Consider the following 16,305-nt stretch of genomic DNA (forward strand, 5'->3'; position numbering starts at 1 on the left):
TACGGGGCTTTTACGCGAAGCGAGTCAAAACGACACCGATGCGCGTATAGTCATATCGACCAACAGGAGTCCATATGACCACACGCCCACTGCTCACCACCCTGCTCCCCCTGGTCAGCGACCTTTCGCGCGACCTGCCGGACCAGGAGCGCTATCGCCGCCTGCTGCAAGCCATGCGCAACCTGCTGCCGTGCGATGCCGCCGCCCTGTTGCGCCTGGATGGCGAATGGCTGGTGCCACTGGCGGTCGACGGCCTGTCGCCCGATACGCTGGGGCGGCGCTTCAGGGTCAGTGAGCACCCGCGCTTCCAGATTCTGCTCAGCCGCCCCGGGCCGACCCGCTTCGCCAGCGACAGCGAACTGCCTGACCCTTATGACGGCCTGGTCAACGCCCCCCATGCCGACCTGGAAGTGCACGACTGCATGGGCTGTCCCTTGATGGTCGATGAACAGCCCTGGGGCCTGGTCACCCTCGACGCGCTCACGCCCGGGCAGTTCCAGAGCCTGGAGCTCGATGCCCTGCAAGCTTTCGCCAGCCTTGCCGCGGCCACCGTGACCGTGGCCGAGCGTATCGAGGACCTGGCCCTGAAGGCGGAAGACGAGCATCAACGTGCCGAGGTCTATCGCCAGGCCAGCGGCCAGAACAAAGAACTGATCGGCCAGAGCAAGGCGCACAAGCGCCTGCTGGAGGAAATCCGCCTGGTCGGCGGCAGCGACCTGACCGTGCTGATCACTGGCGAGACCGGGGTGGGCAAGGAACTCGTGGCCCAGGCCCTGCACCAAGCCAGCAACCGTGCAGACAAACCACTGATCAGCCTCAACTGCGCCGCCCTGCCCGACACCTTGGTGGAGAGCGAACTGTTTGGCCACGTGCGCGGCGCCTTCACCGGTGCCCATGGCGAACGACGCGGCAAGTTCGAGTTGGCCAACGGCGGCACGTTGTTCCTCGACGAGGTGGGCGAGCTGCCCCTGACGGTACAGGCCAAACTGCTGCGCGTGCTGCAAAGCGGACAGTTGCAGCGCCTGGGTTCGGACCGCGAACACCGGGTCGATGTGCGCCTTATCGCTGCCACCAACCGCGATCTGGCCATGGAAGTGCGCAATGGCAACTACCGCGCCGATTTCTATCATCGCCTGAGCGTCTATCCGCTGCAGGTCCCGCCACTGCGTGAACGCGGCCGCGATGTGTTGCTGATTGCAGGTTACTTCCTCGAGCAGAACCGCTCCCGCCTGGGCCTGAACAGCATGCGCCTGAGCGCTGAAGCCCAGGCCGCCTTGCTGGCCTACGACTGGCCGGGCAATGTGCGCGAACTGGAGCATCTGATTGGTCGCTCGGCGCTCAAAGCCCTCGGCCAGCATCCCGAGCGTCCCCGCATCCTGACCCTGGAAGCCAGCGACCTGGACCTGCACCCCACCCTTGCGCCCAGCCATGAGGCCTCCCCTGCTCCGGCGCCGCCTCTACTCAGCCTGCCCGAAGGTGGCCTGCGCGAAGCGGTGGACGATTACCAGCGGCAGGTGATCGGCGCCTGCCTTGGGCGTCACCAGGACAACTGGGCGGCGGCGGCGCGTGAGCTCGGGCTCGATCGTGCCAACCTCAGCCGCCTGGCCAAGCGCTTGGGGTTGCGCTGACACGCCAACCCAGTCGAGCCGCAGCGAAACGGCATTCGCAGGTACCGCTCTGCTGCCAAAAGCACCGCAGATCCTGTAGAAGCGGGTTTACCCGCGAAAGGATCTGCGCTGTCGATACGTGCCAGAGCGAAGCCTGCAATTGGCCGCACCACAACCTAAAGCCTGGCCCCAACAGGCCGATAACCCGGCATCCTCCTTTTATTACCGACAGACTCGAAGGTTGCCCATGGCCACGCAAAACGCCCGTGCGGACTCGTTGTCCCTGCTGCTGTTCACCTTGCGCAGCGGCAAGCTGATGGCTATCAACCTGCTCAAAGTCAGCGAGATCATCCCCTGCCCGCCGCTGACCCGGCTGCCGGAGTCGCATCCGCACGTCAAAGGCGTGGCAACGCTGCGCGGCAATCCGCTGTCGGTGATCGACCTGTCCCGCGCCATCGGCGAACAGCCGCTGGCCGACCCGTCCGGCGGCTGCCTGATCGTCACCGAGATCAGCCGTTCGCGCCAGGGCCTGCATGTGCAGGCGGTGAGTCGCATCGTTCACTGCCTGAGCACCGACATCAAGCCGCCGCCCTACGGCTCGGGCAACCGCTCGTTCATCACCGGCGTGACCCGGGTCGACAACACCTTGGTGCAGGTACTGGATATCGAGAAGGTCATCCACGCCATCGCCCCGCCCGAGCCCGAACCGCACCCAGGCGAACTCAGCGAGGAAGACGCCAGCCTGCTGGCCGCCGCCAACATCTTGGTGGTGGATGACAGCCAGGTCGCCTTGCAGCAGTCGATCCACACCCTGCGCAACCTGGGCATCGAGTGCCACACCGCGCGCAGCGCCAAGGACGCGATCAACGTACTGCTGGAACTGCAAGGTACCGACCGGGAGATCAATATCATCGTCTCGGACATCGAGATGTCCGAGATGGACGGCTATGCCTTCACCCGCACCCTGCGCGAAAGCCCGGACTTCCAGCACCTCTACATACTGCTGCACACCTCGCTGGACAGCACCATGAGCGGTGAGAAAGCCAAGTTGGCCGGCGCCAACGCCATCCTCACCAAGTTCTCCTCGCCGGAGCTGACCGATTGTCTGGTGGTGGCAGCGCGGGCCGTGGTCTTCGCCGAGCACTGATATAGTCAGCGACAATTTCCCTGGCTTGCTGCCGGGGACGACTCGGGCATAATTCGCGCCCTTCGGTTGTTTTGTTGCCGGTACCCTGTATGAAGTTTCTCAGCACTCTCCTGATCGCCTGTGCCTTCGCCAGCAGTGCGGCTCAGGCCTCCAGCAGCCAAGCCTGGAATGAACAACGCCAACAGATGCTCAAGGGCTGCCTGGCCGCCAGCCAGCTCAAGGATGCCCATGCCCGCGGCAAGCCCGCAGAGTTCGACGACCAGGTGGGCTACAGTGCCCTGCTGATCGAAGGCGTCTACCCGCAAAAGCACATGCAGCAGCGCACCGGCACCGAGCTGTGCCTGTATGACCGCCAGCGCCATCAAGCCTTCGTCAGCGAATGGAGCCCGGGCGCGCCGTGAGTGACAGCATTCGTTTCGCCTGCACCGGCTGTGGCAAGTGCTGCACCGGCCACCATGTGCCCCTGACCCTGGACGAAACCCGCCAATGGGCGGCCAACGGCGGCCAGGTGGTGGTACTGATCGAAGGGTTCGTCTGCGATGGCCCCGGTATGCCGGCCGAGCAGCGCGACCATGTGCTGCGCCGCGCCTACCCGGTCGACTGCGGCACGGCCCGGCTGCACGTTTCGGTGACCTTCGCCGCCTTCAACCCGGGCCGCTGCCGCAACCTGGACGACAACGACCTGTGCACCATCTATGAAACCCGCCCGTTGGTGTGCCGCATCTACCCGGCCGAGATCAATCCGCACCTGCCCCTGCGCCCGGAAAACAAAGACTGCCCGCCCGAAGCCTGGCAGCAAGGCCCGGCGCTGATCCACGGCCAGTCGCTGGTGGACCCGCAGTTGCGTGCGCTGATCGAAGCCTCGCGCCAGGCCGACCGAGACGACATCGCCGCCAAGGTTGCCATCTGCCAGGCCCTGGGCATGACCACCAGCGCTCTCAAGGGCAACGGTTTTACGGCCTACCTCCCCGCCATGGAAGCATTTGCCGCAGCCCTGGAACAGGTGCCGGCCGACAACCAGGCGCCCTGGACCTTGCACATCGAAGCCCCGATCCTGGCACAGGAGTCGGCAGCGCTCGGCCTTTTGACCACCGCCGAGCCGCCCCTCTACTACGCCTTCATCGGTTTCTGATTCACTGGCACCGACGCCAGAACTCATCGGCCAGGCGCCGCAGATCCATCGCCAGATCCGCCACGTCCGTTGCACTGGCATGGCTGCGCTGGCCGACATCGACCGTCGCCTCGCTGGCTTGGCGGATGCTGATGATGTTGCGGTTGATGTTCTCGCTCACCTGGCTCTGCTGCTCCACCGCAGCCGCGATCTGCAGGCTCATTTCATTGATCTGGTTGACCCGTGCGCTGATGCCATCGAGCGCACCACTGGCCAATTGCGCCTGCTCGACGCTATGCCCGGCATGGCTGCTGCTCTGGCGCATCACCTGCACCGCGGCGCGAGCCCCTTCCTGCAGCGTGCCGATCATGCGCTGGATCTCGTGGGTCGACTGGGTCGTGCGCTGCGCCAGGCCACGCACTTCGTCGGCCACCACAGCGAACCCGCGGCCCTGGTCGCCCGCCCGCGCGGCTTCGATGGCTGCGTTGAGCGCCAGCAGGTTGGTCTGCTCGGCGATGCCCCGGATCACATCGAGCACCCCGGAAATATCGCTGCTGTGCTGTTCCAGTTGATGGACCGCATCGCTGGCTTCGACCAGCGACCCGGCCAGGTCCTGAATCGCGCAGCGATTGCGATCGACCACCTGGTGGCCGGCCTGGGTCTCATCCTCGGCCTGGTTGGCCGCCACGGACGCCAACTGCGCACTGCTGGCAACCTGGGCGACACTGGCGCTCATCTGGTGAATGGCGGTGGCCACCTGGTCAGCCTCTTCCTGCTGCTCCAGGCTGTTGGCGTGGCTGGCCTGCAATGCCTGCACCAATGAGCCGGAATGCCCCGCCAGGCGCGCCGAGGTATCGCCGATACGCCCCACCACCGCACCCAGCTGGGCCTTGAGCATGCGCATGGCGAACTCGATCTGGCCGATGGCATCGCGCCGCCCGGTGTACAACTGCTGGCTCAGCGGGTTGTCGGCAATCGCCAAGGCTTGCTGACGCAAGCGCTCGAAGGGACGTAGCTGCCAGATCAACAGCGCACTGCTGGCCCCGGCCGCAAGCATGATTTCCATCAGCGAGCTCCAGAGCGACAGGCCCTGCCAGCCGTGGCCGACGCCGACCACCAGCGCCAGGGCAGCCGCCACGCCCAGCGACAACCGCAGCCCCAGACCAAGCACCGGCAGACGCGCGCGCCAGTTACGCTGCCCGTCGCGCATCTGCTGGTAGCAACGCTCGGCCGCCGCCACCTGCTCGGCGCTGGGCCGGGTGCGCACCGACTGGTACTCGATGGTTCGGCCACCGCTGCTGATCGGCGAAACGAACGCGCTGACCCAATAGTGGTCGCCGTTCTTGCAGCGGTTCTTCACCAACCCCATCCAGGAGCGCCCCGCCTTGAGCGCGCCCCACATCTGCTCGAACGCCTGGGGCGGCATGTCCGGGTGGCGCACGATGTGGTGCGCATGGCCCAACAACTCATCGCGGGTGAACCCACTGATTCGCACGAAATCGTCGTTGGCATAGGTGATCCGGCTGTCCAGGTCGGTGGTGGACAGGATGTTGGCATCGCCGGGGTAATCCACTTGGCGACCGGTAACAGGCAAATTGCACTTCATCGGAGGCACTCGTTGTTGTTGTGGGGAAAATCGGCAGGGCGTTCGACTCTAGGGCCAATGACTGACAAAACATTGATCCAGAGCAGCATATTGGCAATTGGCCACCAACCAACTGAAACTGACAGGGCTGTCAGCCAGGCGTCACGCTCACGACCCGATCCAGGCGCTATAACCTGAAACAGTGAAGAACCGCTTTTCTCCCTCTCGGCTACGGTGCCCGACCCAATGCGACATCCGCCCCGCTCTCTAGTCTTCGCTGCCCTGACCCTCCTGGCCCTGGCCACGTTGGGCGGATGGCTGGGCCAACGCCAGACGCCGCCGGGGGCCCGTGCACAGGCAGCCATTCCGGTGCGGGTGGTCAGCGTCGTCCAGCAGGACGTGCCGCGCTACGCCAGTGCCCTCGGCTCGGTGCTGTCGCTGCACAGTGTCGAAGTGCGTCCGCAGGTCGAGGGCGTGCTGACCCAGGTGCTGGTCAAGGAAGGCCAGTGGGTGAAGGAAGGCGATCTGCTTGCCACCCTCGATGACCGCGCGATCAGCGCCAGCCTTGACCAGGCCCGCGCCCAGCTTGGCCAAAGCCAGGCGCAACTGCAGGTGGCTGGCGTCGACCTCAAGCGCTACCGCTTGCTGAGCACCGACGATGGAGTATCCAAACAGACCCTCGACCAGCAGCAGGCCTTGGTCAACCAGTTGCAGGCCACGGTGAAGGGCAACCAGGCGGCCATCGCCAACGCCCAGGTGCAGCTCTCCTACACGCAGATCCGCTCGCCGGTGACCGGGCGGGTCGGTATTCGCAACATCGACCCTGGCAACCTGGTGCGCACCAGCGATACCCAAGGGCTGTTCAGCGTCACCCAGATCGACCCGATCGCCGTGGAGTTCGCCCTGCCCCAACAGATGCTGCCGACCCTGCAGAAGCTGCTGCAGGCCCCCACACCAGCCGTGGTCCAGGCCTACCTGGATGCCGATGGCCAGAGCAGCCTGCTCGGCGAAGGTCACCTGGCGCTGATCGACAACCAAGTCTCCGCCACCACTGGCACCGTGCGGGTCAAGGCCGAGTTCGACAACAAGGACGGCCACCTGTGGCCGGGCCAACTGGTGACCATCAAGCTGCGCACCGCCCTTGAGCAAAACGCCTTGGTGGTGCCACCGCCGGTGGTGCAACGTGGCATTGACGGGCACTTCGTCTATCGACTGGAGGGGGACAAGGTGACCAGCGTGCCGGTCAAGGTGCTCTACCAGGACAGCACGCTGAACATCGTTGCCGGGGTCAAGCCTGGGGACCGGTTGGTACTCGACGGCCAGTCGCGGCTCAAGCCCGGCGCCCGCGTGGAGGTCACCCCTCAGGTGCCGCCCGCCCCGGAAATGGCCGACCGCCGGAGCCAGCCATGACCTCGCGCAACAGTGTGTCGGCCTGGTGTATCGATCACCCGGTGGCAACCCTGCTGCTGACCTTCGCCCTCATTCTGCTCGGCGCCATCGCCTTCCCACGCCTGCCGGTGGCGCCGCTGCCGGAGGCGGACTTCCCGACCATCCAGGTCACCGCCCAGTTGCCCGGCGCCAGTCCCGAGACCATGGCCTCGTCGGTGGCGACGCCCCTTGAAGTGCAGTTCAGCGCCATCCCCGGCATGACCCAGATGACCAGCAGCAGCGCCCTGGGCTCGACGACCCTGATCCTGCAGTTCACCCTGGACAAGAACATCGACACCGCCGCCCAGGAAGTCCAGGCCGCGATCAACACCGCCACCGCACGCCTGCCCCAGGACCTGCCCAATCCGCCGACCTGGCGCAAGGTCAACCCCGCCGACAGCCCGGTGCTGGTCCTCACCGTCAGCTCTGCGCAGATGCCCGGCAATGACCTGAGCGACTACGCCGAGACCCTGCTCGCCCGTCAACTGAGCCAGATCGACGGCGTCGGCCTGATCAACATCACCGGCCAACAACGTCCGGCCATCCGCGTCCAGGCACAGCCCGAAAAGCTCGCCGCCATCGGCCTGACCCTGGCCGATGTCCGCCAGGCCATCCAGCAGACCAGCCTGAACCTGGCCAAGGGCGCACTGTATGGCGAGCACAGTGTCTCGACGCTGGCCGCCAACGACCAGCTCTTCCACCCCGAGGACTATGCCCGGCTGATCGTGTCCTATCGCAATGGCGCGCCAGTGCACCTATCCGATGTGGCCAAGGTGATCCAGGGGGCCGAGAACGCCTACGTCAAGGCCTGGTCGGGCGACCAGCCTGGGTTGAACCTGGTGATCTTTCGCCAGCCCGGGGCGAACATCGTCGACACCGTGGACCGGGTGCTGGCGGCCCTGCCGAAGCTGACGGAAATGCTGCCGGCCTCGGTCGAGGTCTCGGTGCTCAACGACCGCACCCAGACCATTCGTGCTTCGCTGCACGAGGTGGAACTGACCCTGATGATCGCCGTGGCGCTGGTGATCGGGGTGATGGCGCTGTTCCTGCGCCAGTGGTCGGCGACGATGGTGGTCTCCAGCGTGCTGGGCGTGTCGCTGATCGCCAGTTGCGCCTTGATGTACGTGTTCGGCTTCAGCCTGAACAACCTGACCTTGGTGGCGATCGTCATCGCCGTGGGCTTCGTGGTCGACGATGCCATCGTGGTGGTGGAGAACATTCACCGCCACCTGGAGGCCGGCGACGACAGCCGCACGGCGGCGATCAAGGGCGCCGGCGAGATCGGTTTTACCGTGGTGTCGATCAGTTTCTCGCTGATCGCCGCGTTCATTCCGTTGCTGTTCATGGGCGGTGTGGTCGGCCGGCTGTTCAAGGAGTTCGCTCTTACCGCCACCGCCACCATCCTGATTTCGGTGGTGGTGTCCCTGACACTGGCGCCGACCCTCTGCGCGCTGTTCATGCGCAAACCGCCCCGTGAAACGCACGACGGTTTCGGTCAACGCCTGCTGCGCGTGTACGAAAAGGGCCTGGACCATGCCCTGGCCCACCAGCGCCTGACCCTCGGCGTGTTCGGCCTGACCTTGGCCCTGGCCGTGGCCGGCTACGTGGGCATCCCCAAGGGCTTCTTCCCCCTCCAGGACACCGGCTTCGTCCTCGGCACCAGCGAGGCCGCCGCCGATGTGTCCTACCCCTCCATGGTGGAAAAGCACCAGGCACTGGCGAAGATTCTCGAAGCTGACCCGGCAGTGCGCGCCTTTTCCCACTCGGTGGGCGTCACTGGCAGCAACCAGACCATTGCCAACGGCCGCTTCTGGATTGCCCTCAAGCCCCGCGGCGAACGCGATGTCTCGGCCAGCGAATGGATCGACCGCATGCGCCCCAAGTTGGCCCAGGTGCCGGGCATCGTCCTCTACCTGCGCGCAGGGCAGGACATCAACCTGAGCTCCGGCCCATCGCGCACCCAGTATCAATATGTGCTCAAAAGCAACGACGGCGTCGCCCTGAACCTCTGGACCCAGCGCCTGACCGACCGCCTGCGGGAAAACCCGGCGATCCGCGACCTGTCCAACGACCTGCAACTGGGCGCCAGCGTCACCCGCATAGAAATCGACCGCCAGGCCGCCGCACGCTTCGGCCTGACCACCACCGACGTCGACCAGGCGCTGTACGATGCCTTCGGCCAACGGCAGATCAGCGAATTCCAGACCGAGACCAACCAATACAAGGTCATCCTCGAACTGGATGCCCGCCAGCGCGGCAAGGCCGAGAGCCTGAACTACTTCTACCTGCGCTCGCCGCTGTCCGGGGAGATGGTGCCGCTGTCGGCGCTCGCCCATGTGGCCACGCCCAGTACCGGCCCTCTGTCGATCAGCCATGACGGGCTGTTCCCGGCCGCCAACCTCTCGTTCAACCTGGCGCCAGGCGTAGCCCTGGGCGATGCAGTGAAGATCCTCGAGCGCACCCAGCGCGAACTGGGCATGCCCGACTCGATCGTCGGCAACTTCCAAGGCGCGGCCCAGGCGTTCCAGAGCTCGTTGTCGAGCCAGCCATGGCTGATCCTCGCTGCGCTGGTGGCGGTATACATCATCCTGGGCGTGCTCTACGAGAGCTTCGTCCACCCACTGACCATCATATCCACCCTGCCCTCGGCGGGCCTGGGTGCGCTGATCCTGCTCTGGGCCATGGGCCAGGACTTCAGCATCATGGGCCTGATCGGCGTGGTGCTGCTGATCGGTATCGTCAAGAAGAACGGCATCCTGCTCATCGACTTTGCCCTGGACGCCCAGCGCACGCACGGCATGACGCCGGAGCAGGCGATCCACCAGGCCTGCCTGACACGTTTTCGCCCCATCATCATGACCACCCTGGCCGCCCTGCTTGGCGCCCTGCCGTTGATGTTCGGCTTCGGCACCGGTGCCGAGCTGCGCCAGCCATTGGGGATCGCCGTGGTCGGTGACCTGCTGGTGAGCCAGGCCCTGACGCTGTTCACCACCCCGGTCATATACTTGGCCCTGGAACGCCTGTTCCATCGCCGTCGGGCCGCCAAGGCGCTCGCGCCCCGTGCCAGTTGAGACAAGACCATGCGTGTGCTGATCATCGAAGACGAAGAGAAAACCGCCGACTACCTGCATCGTGGCCTGACCGAACAGGGCTTTACCGTGGACCTGGCGCGCGACGGCATCGACGGCCTGCACCTGGCCTTGGAAGGCGACTACGCGGTGATCGTGCTGGACGTCATGCTCCCGGGCCTGGACGGTTATGGCGTGCTGCGCGCCTTGCGCGCACGCAAGCAGACGCCGGTGATCATGCTCACCGCCCGCGAGCGGGTGGAGGACCGGATCCATGGCCTTCGCGAAGGCGCCGACGATTATCTGGGCAAGCCGTTTTCCTTCCTGGAACTGGTGGCCCGGTTGCAGGCCCTGACCCGTCGCAGCAGCAGCCACGAGCCGTTGCAGATCCAGGTCGCGGACCTGTGGATCGACCTGATCAGCCGCAAGGCCAGCCGCGCCGGCCAGCGCCTGGACCTGACCGCCAAGGAGTTCTCGCTGCTCAGTGTGCTGGCCCGTCGCCAGGGCCAGATCCTGTCCAAGACGGCCATTGCCGAGCTGGTCTGGGACATCAATTTCGACAGTGACGCCAATGTCGTCGAAGTGGCCATCAAGCGCCTGCGTGCCAAGCTCGACGGCCCGTTCGACAACAAGCTGCTGCACACCATCCGAGGCATGGGCTATGTCCTGGAAAACCGCGCCTGAATCCACATCGCCGGGGGCGCTGCGCGCCCCAGAGGATGCCTGAGCATGCGACGCTCTACCGGCACCCCCATCGCCCTGCGCCTCTCGGCGCTGTTCACCCTGGTGGCCTTGGGCGTGTTCGTGCTGATCGGCAGCGCCCTGTATCGACAGGTCGACCGCAGCCTCGACCTGCTGCCGGCGGCCGAGCTCGATGCCCGCTTCAGCGTGCTGGAGTCCACCCTCAACCGCTATGGCACGCCCGAGCACTGGGCCAAGATCAACAACAAGCTCAACCTGCTGGCCGAGGAAGACCGGCGCATCCGCTTCTGGGTGGTCAGCGGCAACCCGGCCTACGAGTATGGCCAGCCGGATGGACAGGTCCGCCACTTCGCCGAAGGCCCGCCCGGCATGCGTGATCTGCACCTGGCCGACAGCCCTTATCCCTACAAAGTGCTGCTCAGCGAGCTACCCGCCTTGGGCGAGCGCCCGCCGCTGCGCTTTCTGATCGGTATCGACACCGAGACGTTCTGGCAGGCCCAGCACAGCCTGCTGTTGGCCATCGTCGGCCTGGCCGTGCTGGGCGTGCTGCTGGCCTCGTTGCTCAGCTACTGGGTCGCACGCATTGGCCTGCGGCCCTTGCTCGCCCTGTCGGCCGAAGCCCAGGCACTGGCCCCGCCCCGTCTGCACGGGCGCCTGCAAACCCAGGACCTGGCCCCGGAGCTGGCCCAGTTCGCCGATGCCTTCAACGCCGCACTGGACAGGGTCAGCCAGGCCTATTCGCGGCTGGAGGCGTTCAACGCCGATGTGGCCCATGAACTGCGCTCACCGCTGACCAACCTGATCGGCCAGACCCAGGTCGCCCTGACCCGAGGGCGCAGCGCCGAGCACTACTTCGAGGTGTTGCAATCGAACCTGGAAGAGCTGGAGCGCCTGCGCAGCATCATCAATGACATGCTGTTCCTCGCCAGCGCCGACCAAGGCACCAAGGCCACCGCCCTCACCCAGGCATCATTGGCCGAGGAAGTGGCCACGACCCTGGATTACCTGGACTACATCCTCGAGGACGCCCAGGTCAGCGTCACCGTCAGTGGCGACGCCCAGGCACCGATCGAAAAAGCCCAGCTGCGCCGCGCCTTGATCAACCTGCTGAACAACGCCGTGCAGCACACCGCGCCCCATCAGGTCATCGAGGTGCGCATCGAGACCGGCCCCGACCAGGTGAGCATCGCCGTGAGCAATCCGGGGCCGGCCATCACCGAAGCGCACCTGCCCCTGCTGTTCGAGCGCTTCTATCGGGTCGATGCGGCACGCAGCAACAGCGGCGGTGGCAATCACGGGCTGGGGCTGGCGATCGTCAAAGCCATCGCCTTGATGCATGGCGGCGATGTCTTCGTGCGCAGCAGTGCTGGCACCAACACCTTCGGCATTTGCCTGCCGAGCGCTCAAGGACGCGGGTTTGCGCCCTAGATCCAGGCATTTTCCCAGCTGATCATTACTTTTTGCGCAACAGTGCTTCTCCAACATCGCCCTGTTTCGACGTGTTTGAAGGGACTAACTTATGCCTGTCCCCGTTAACACTTGCATCGCAAGAAGGTTGTTTTAAATGTCCAACAGTATGGGTGTTGCCAGCGTTTTCATTCTGTCTTCCCTGTTGTTGTCGCCTCTGGCCATGGCTGAAGAATCGCCGGCCTTTGTTGCCCGTAACGCAGAACTTGCAGCTGTCCATCAACAGGCTCGCGAAGCCTATGCCGCGCAGAAAGCCGATGTGGCGAAAGACGTACAGCAGACAGCTTCCAAGGCCGTCGCCGACGACAACGCCGATAGCTGATCGACTGTTTCCCGCTCCTGTTTTTTCCCTTGGCTCTCACACGGGCGCCCTATGCGCCAATATGTTAGCCTTTCAAAGCCGCTGCCGATCAGCGGCTTTTTTTATGTGCCAAAACAATCAGCCACGCTGGTGAGTACATAACAAGAAACTTTCAAATCCCAGAACAACAACGACCCCACCGCCAGACCAAAGGAGCTCGTACCGGTGTCTTCCGCGTTTCGTTTTACCCCGCTGTTCATTGCACTGACTGCAACGATGCCGTTCGCTGTACAGGCCGATGAAGACAAGGCTGATGGCTTCATCGAGGGTTCTTCCCTGAACCTGCATTTTCGTAATGCCTACTTCAATCGCAACAACCTCAACACCGGTGAACGCGACTTGCGTGAATGGGGCCAAGGCTTCGTCGCGCGTTTCGAATCCGGCTACACCCCCGGCGTGATCGGCGTCGGCGTCGATGCCCATGCCATGCTGGGCCTGAAGCTCGACGGCGGGGGCGGCCATTCGGGCACCAGCATCCTGCCCAAGCACGTGCAGGACGACGGCGAGCCGGGGGCGGCCCCGCACTCGTTCTCCACTGCCGGCGCGGCGATCAAGTTCAAGGCCTTCGACACCGAGCTCAAGGCCGGTGACCTGTTCCTGACCAACCCGGTGATCGCCGGTGGCGAGTCGCGCATGCTGCCGCAGACCTTCCGCGGCGTGAGCCTGACCAACACCAGCATCGACGGGCTGCTGCTCGAAGGTGGCCAGGCGAGCTTCACCAAGCCTTACAACCAGAGCGGCCACCGCCGCATCGACACCTACTACGGCAGCTTGGAAGATGGCACCAAGAGCGACCACCTGACCTGGGCCGGGTTGTCCTGGAGCGGTACCGAGAACGTCACCACCAACCTCTATGCCGCCGAGCTGAAGGACATCTGGAACCAGTACTACGTCGACTTCGACTACACCTATGTGGTCAACGATCTGGTCAGCCTCAACCCGGGCCTGCACTTCTATCACACCCAGGACACCGGTCAGGCGCTGCTGGGCAACATCGACAACAACACCTACAGCCTGCATTTCACGGTCAATGCCGGGTACCACAGCATCACGGCCGCCTACCAACGCGTGAACGGCAACACGCCGTTCGACTACATCAACCTGGGCGACAGCGTGTACCTGGACAACTCGCGCATGTACTCGGACTTCAACGCGCCCAACGAACGGTCCTGGAAGCTGCAGTACGACTATGACTTCGCAGGCCTCGGCATGCCCGGCCTGAGCACCTCGCTGTCGTACTCGCGCGGTGAAGCGGACCTGACCAAAGCCGAGCAGGACCCCACCCACTACGCGTACTACAACCCCGAAGGCAAGAATGCCATGCACTGGGAACGTGACCTGGACGTGAAGTACGTGTTCCAGGAGGGCAACCTCAAGGACCTGTCGGTGCTGCTGCGCTATGCCAGCCATCGTGGCAGCCAGGGCTACGCGGCCATCGATGGCAACAGCGACAACGATGAAGTGCGGGTGATCGTCGACTATCCGTTGAACATCTTCTGACCTGAAAAGCCCGGCGAGGGTCTTGCCCTCGATCGCGGTGCAAGCCTGCCCCTACAGAGGACGCCATCGTCCCCTGTAGGGGCAGGCAAAAGCCGCACAGCGGCTGTCATCGTTTTTCCGTCGAACGAATCTTGTCCGACAATCACGGCTTCCCTAGAATACCGCCGCCGCAGAATGGCCCCGCCTGTGCAGTAGCGAACATGCCCACCCGATCATCGCGCTTTACCCTGTACAGGTCGCACCCCGAACTGATCCTCAACCTGGGCAGTTGCCTCGCCGTGCTCGCCATCGTGGCGATCGTCAGCTACCTGCTGGGCCGCGAGCGCGACAGTGTGGAACAGTCGGCCAAACGCTCCTCGAGCAACATCGTCCAGCTCATCGAAAGCGATATCCTGCGCAACGTCGAACTCTACGACCAGACCCTGCACGGGCTGATCTGGTCGGTGAATCACCCCGAGCTACTGGACAGCTCGCCTGAGCTGCGCCAGCAGATCCTGTTCAACCAGACCTTCGCCGCCCCGGTGCGTGGCGACATCCTCTGGCTCGATGCTACCGGCAAAGTCCTCGGCGACTCGCTCAGCGTGCCACCAAGGCAAGCCGATCTCAGCGACAGCGTCGCCTTCAAGGCCCATCGCGACCGCCCAGGTCTGGGGCTGTTCATCAGCCCGCCGTTCAAGGCACGGCTCGGCGATCTGGATTGGTGCATCAGTTTCAGCCGGCGCATTACCGGCCCCAATGGCGAATTCGCCGGCATCGCCTCCGGTGCCCTGCGCCTGTCCTATTTCAGCGAACTGTTCGAGCGCCTGGACATCGGCAACGACAGCAGCATCAACCTGCTCAACACCGACGGTCAGCTGCTGGCCCGCCAGCCTTCTCGCCCGCAGGACCCGCTGATCGGCAGCGACTTCAGCGAACGGCCCAATTTCCAGCGCATCCTCAGCGAGCGCAGCGGCAGTTTCACTGCACCGTCGGGGTCGGCCGGCACGCCGCATATCTATACCTTCGCCAGGGTCACGGACCTGCCCTTGATCGTCTTGGTGGTGGACTCGGCCGATGAGGTGTTTCAGTCCTGGCGGCGTACCGCGATCCTGGTCAGCGTGGCCACCGGCATGCTGTGCATCGGCATCCTCTGGCTGACCCTGCTGCTGGGCCGCGAGTTGCGTCGTCGTCATGAAGCCGAGCAAAGCCTGGCGACCCTGGCGGCCACCGACAGCCTCACGGGCCTGGCCAATCGTCGACGCCTGGACCAGGTGCTGCGACAGGAATGGGCACGCGCCCAGCGCAATCGCCAGCCGCTGGCCATTCTCATGGTGGATGTGGATCACTTCAAATCGTTCAACCAGCGTCACGGTCATGCCGGGGGTGACCATGCCCTGCGCGAGGTTGCCAGCACGCTCGAACACTGTATTCGTCGCCCGGCGGATCTGGCGGCGCGCTATGGCGGGGAGGAGTTTCAGGTGGTGCTGCCGGAGACGGACCTGGCTGGGGCACGCCTGTTGGCCGAACGAATTCGCACTGAAGTCGAGGCACTGCCAAGCTTTGCAGGCGACGAGCGCCCGGTGACCGTCAGCATTGGCATCGGCATTCACGTCCCCGGCACCCAGCAGGACCTGACGGCACTACTGGGCAGCGCGGACGAGGCGCTCTACCGGGCCAAGGCCAACGGCCGCAACCGGGTCGAAGGCCCGGACGCGTAAGGGGTTAGGACCGGGCGCGGGCGGCGTCGCGCAGGGCCTTGACCTGATCATGGTTGCGCTGCACACCTTGCAGTTGTTTCTCAACCAACGCGTAGGTCTGATCGCTGGCGCTACGACCGAGCTTGACCAGCTTCTCGCGGGCATCCTTGTAGGCTTTCAGGGCGTAGTCCTCGCCGCGCTCAACCTCGTTGAGCACCGCCTCCTCGCTCTTTCCGGTCAACATCGACTTGAAGTTGACCCAACCCCGATGCAGGTCACCGCTCAGGCTCGTGGAGGTTTCCGGATCGCCGCCCAAGCGACGTACCTCACTTTGCAGTTCGGCAGCGGCGCTGGCACATTCACCGGCACGTTGGACGAAGAAGGCCTTCAACTCGGTGTTCTTGACGTCTTCGGCCGACTCCTTGAAACCCTTTTCGCCGTCCTTGCTGTACTCGATCAGGTCGTTGAGTACATCGATCACGTCTTTGTTTGGATGACTCATGGCGCGAACTCCTTGGCAGGTGATAGTCACCTGAACTGGAGCAGGCATCGTGCCAAATCCGTCACGCCAATAAACACCAATTAAATCAATGGGTTGAAAAGCACTGACCAAACGCCTGAAACGGCGTTCTGCATGATCGCCGCTTGGGCGT

At 64.4% G+C, this 16,305-nt stretch carries 12 protein-coding genes and 2 pseudogenes; 11 read left to right on the forward strand and 3 right to left on the reverse strand.

Going from position 1 to position 16,305, the window contains the following annotated elements; translation table 11 throughout:
* Positions 1 to 74 precede the first annotated feature (74 nt).
* The 4 genes from norR (at position 75) to ACNFCH_RS05615 (ending at position 3,886) form a co-directional block, all read left to right on the forward strand.
* Positions 75 to 1,628 (forward strand): nitric oxide reductase transcriptional regulator NorR, encoded by a 1,554-nt coding sequence (gene norR, locus ACNFCH_RS05600; RefSeq protein ID WP_337157935.1) that lies wholly within the window; start codon positions 75 to 77, stop codon positions 1,626 to 1,628.
* A 226-nt stretch (positions 1,629 to 1,854) separates the two neighbouring features.
* On the forward strand, positions 1,855 to 2,754 hold the full coding sequence (locus ACNFCH_RS05605; RefSeq protein ID WP_416742405.1) for a chemotaxis protein: 900 nt from the start codon (positions 1,855 to 1,857) through the stop codon (positions 2,752 to 2,754).
* An 89-nt stretch (positions 2,755 to 2,843) separates the two neighbouring features.
* Entirely contained in the window at positions 2,844 to 3,155 is a 312-nt protein-coding gene (locus tag ACNFCH_RS05610; protein ID WP_196163739.1) for a hypothetical protein, read from the forward strand.
* Positions 3,152 to 3,886, forward strand: a complete 735-nt coding sequence (locus ACNFCH_RS05615) for a YkgJ family cysteine cluster protein (RefSeq protein ID WP_416742406.1) — start codon at positions 3,152 to 3,154, stop codon at positions 3,884 to 3,886. Before ACNFCH_RS05610 ends, ACNFCH_RS05615 begins: the two co-directional genes overlap by 4 nt.
* 1 nt (position 3,887) lies before the next feature.
* Here ACNFCH_RS05615 and ACNFCH_RS05620 read toward each other — a convergent pair.
* Together ACNFCH_RS05620 and ACNFCH_RS05625 are read right to left on the reverse strand one after the other, a co-directional pair.
* Positions 3,888 to 4,880, reverse strand: a pseudogene (locus ACNFCH_RS05620) (methyl-accepting chemotaxis protein); the annotation flags it as partial.
* Positions 4,881 to 5,189: 309 nt separating this feature from the next.
* A pseudogene (locus ACNFCH_RS05625) lies at positions 5,190 to 5,471 on the reverse strand (PAS domain-containing protein); the annotation flags it as partial.
* A gap of 225 nt (positions 5,472 to 5,696) precedes the next feature.
* On the opposite strand from ACNFCH_RS05625, the gene ACNFCH_RS05630 reads away from it, so the two are divergent.
* The 7 genes from ACNFCH_RS05630 to ACNFCH_RS05660 all read left to right on the forward strand — a co-directional run bounded on the left by ACNFCH_RS05630 (position 5,697) and on the right by ACNFCH_RS05660 (position 15,673).
* The gene (locus ACNFCH_RS05630; protein ID WP_416742407.1) at positions 5,697 to 6,860 is read left to right on the forward strand and encodes an efflux RND transporter periplasmic adaptor subunit; all 1,164 of its coding nucleotides are present in this window, start codon (positions 5,697 to 5,699) and stop codon (positions 6,858 to 6,860) included.
* Entirely contained in the window at positions 6,857 to 9,949 is a 3,093-nt protein-coding gene (locus tag ACNFCH_RS05635) for a multidrug efflux RND transporter permease subunit (protein WP_416742408.1), read from the forward strand. The genes ACNFCH_RS05630 and ACNFCH_RS05635 overlap by 4 nt, the downstream gene beginning before the upstream one ends.
* Positions 9,950 to 9,958: 9 nt before the next feature.
* Positions 9,959 to 10,630, forward strand: coding sequence for a heavy metal response regulator transcription factor (locus tag ACNFCH_RS05640; protein ID WP_196163744.1), 672 nt, complete (start codon positions 9,959 to 9,961; stop codon positions 10,628 to 10,630).
* A gap of 45 nt (positions 10,631 to 10,675) precedes the next feature.
* A complete protein-coding gene (locus ACNFCH_RS05645; protein ID WP_416742409.1) occupies positions 10,676 to 12,076 on the forward strand; it encodes a heavy metal sensor histidine kinase in 1,401 nt (466 codons plus the stop codon).
* Positions 12,077 to 12,212: 136 nt separating this feature from the next.
* Positions 12,213 to 12,437, forward strand: coding sequence for a hypothetical protein (locus ACNFCH_RS05650; RefSeq protein ID WP_416742410.1), 225 nt, complete (start codon positions 12,213 to 12,215; stop codon positions 12,435 to 12,437).
* A gap of 204 nt (positions 12,438 to 12,641) precedes the next feature.
* A complete protein-coding gene (locus ACNFCH_RS05655; RefSeq protein ID WP_416742411.1) occupies positions 12,642 to 13,976 on the forward strand; it encodes an OprD family porin in 1,335 nt (444 codons plus the stop codon).
* A 200-nt stretch (positions 13,977 to 14,176) separates the two neighbouring features.
* The gene (locus tag ACNFCH_RS05660; protein WP_416742412.1) at positions 14,177 to 15,673 is read left to right on the forward strand and encodes a diguanylate cyclase domain-containing protein; all 1,497 of its coding nucleotides are present in this window, start codon (positions 14,177 to 14,179) and stop codon (positions 15,671 to 15,673) included.
* Between the two features lie 4 nt (positions 15,674 to 15,677).
* On the opposite strand, the gene ACNFCH_RS05665 is transcribed toward ACNFCH_RS05660, so the two are convergent.
* Positions 15,678 to 16,154 (reverse strand): ferritin-like domain-containing protein, encoded by a 477-nt coding sequence (locus tag ACNFCH_RS05665; protein WP_070094161.1) that lies wholly within the window; start codon positions 16,152 to 16,154, stop codon positions 15,678 to 15,680.
* Positions 16,155 to 16,305: the final 151 nt, after the last annotated feature.

This window comes from Pseudomonas sp. NY15354 (genome assembly GCF_048068075.1).
Classification (GTDB): Bacteria; Pseudomonadota; Gammaproteobacteria; order Pseudomonadales; family Pseudomonadaceae; genus Aquipseudomonas; species Aquipseudomonas guariconensis_C.

Excerpts from the sequence above, each read along its gene's own strand:
- norR (WP_337157935.1), top strand. The coding sequence starts at position 75 with ATGACCACACGCCCACTGCTCACCACCCTGCTCCCCCTGGTCAGCGAC.
- ACNFCH_RS05605 (WP_416742405.1), top strand. The coding sequence starts at position 1,855 with ATGGCCACGCAAAACGCCCGTGCGGACTCGTTGTCCCTGCTGCTGTTC.
- ACNFCH_RS05610 (WP_196163739.1), top strand. The coding sequence starts at position 2,844 with ATGAAGTTTCTCAGCACTCTCCTGATCGCCTGTGCCTTCGCCAGCAGT.
- ACNFCH_RS05630 (WP_416742407.1), top strand. The coding sequence starts at position 5,697 with ATGCGACATCCGCCCCGCTCTCTAGTCTTCGCTGCCCTGACCCTCCTG.
- ACNFCH_RS05635 (WP_416742408.1), top strand. The coding sequence starts at position 6,857 with ATGACCTCGCGCAACAGTGTGTCGGCCTGGTGTATCGATCACCCGGTG.
- ACNFCH_RS05640 (WP_196163744.1), top strand. The coding sequence starts at position 9,959 with ATGCGTGTGCTGATCATCGAAGACGAAGAGAAAACCGCCGACTACCTG.
- ACNFCH_RS05645 (WP_416742409.1), top strand. The coding sequence starts at position 10,676 with ATGCGACGCTCTACCGGCACCCCCATCGCCCTGCGCCTCTCGGCGCTG.
- ACNFCH_RS05650 (WP_416742410.1), top strand. The coding sequence starts at position 12,213 with ATGTCCAACAGTATGGGTGTTGCCAGCGTTTTCATTCTGTCTTCCCTG.
- ACNFCH_RS05660 (WP_416742412.1), top strand. The coding sequence starts at position 14,177 with ATGCCCACCCGATCATCGCGCTTTACCCTGTACAGGTCGCACCCCGAA.
- ACNFCH_RS05665 (WP_070094161.1), bottom strand. The coding sequence starts at position 16,154 with ATGAGTCATCCAAACAAAGACGTGATCGATGTACTCAACGACCTGATC.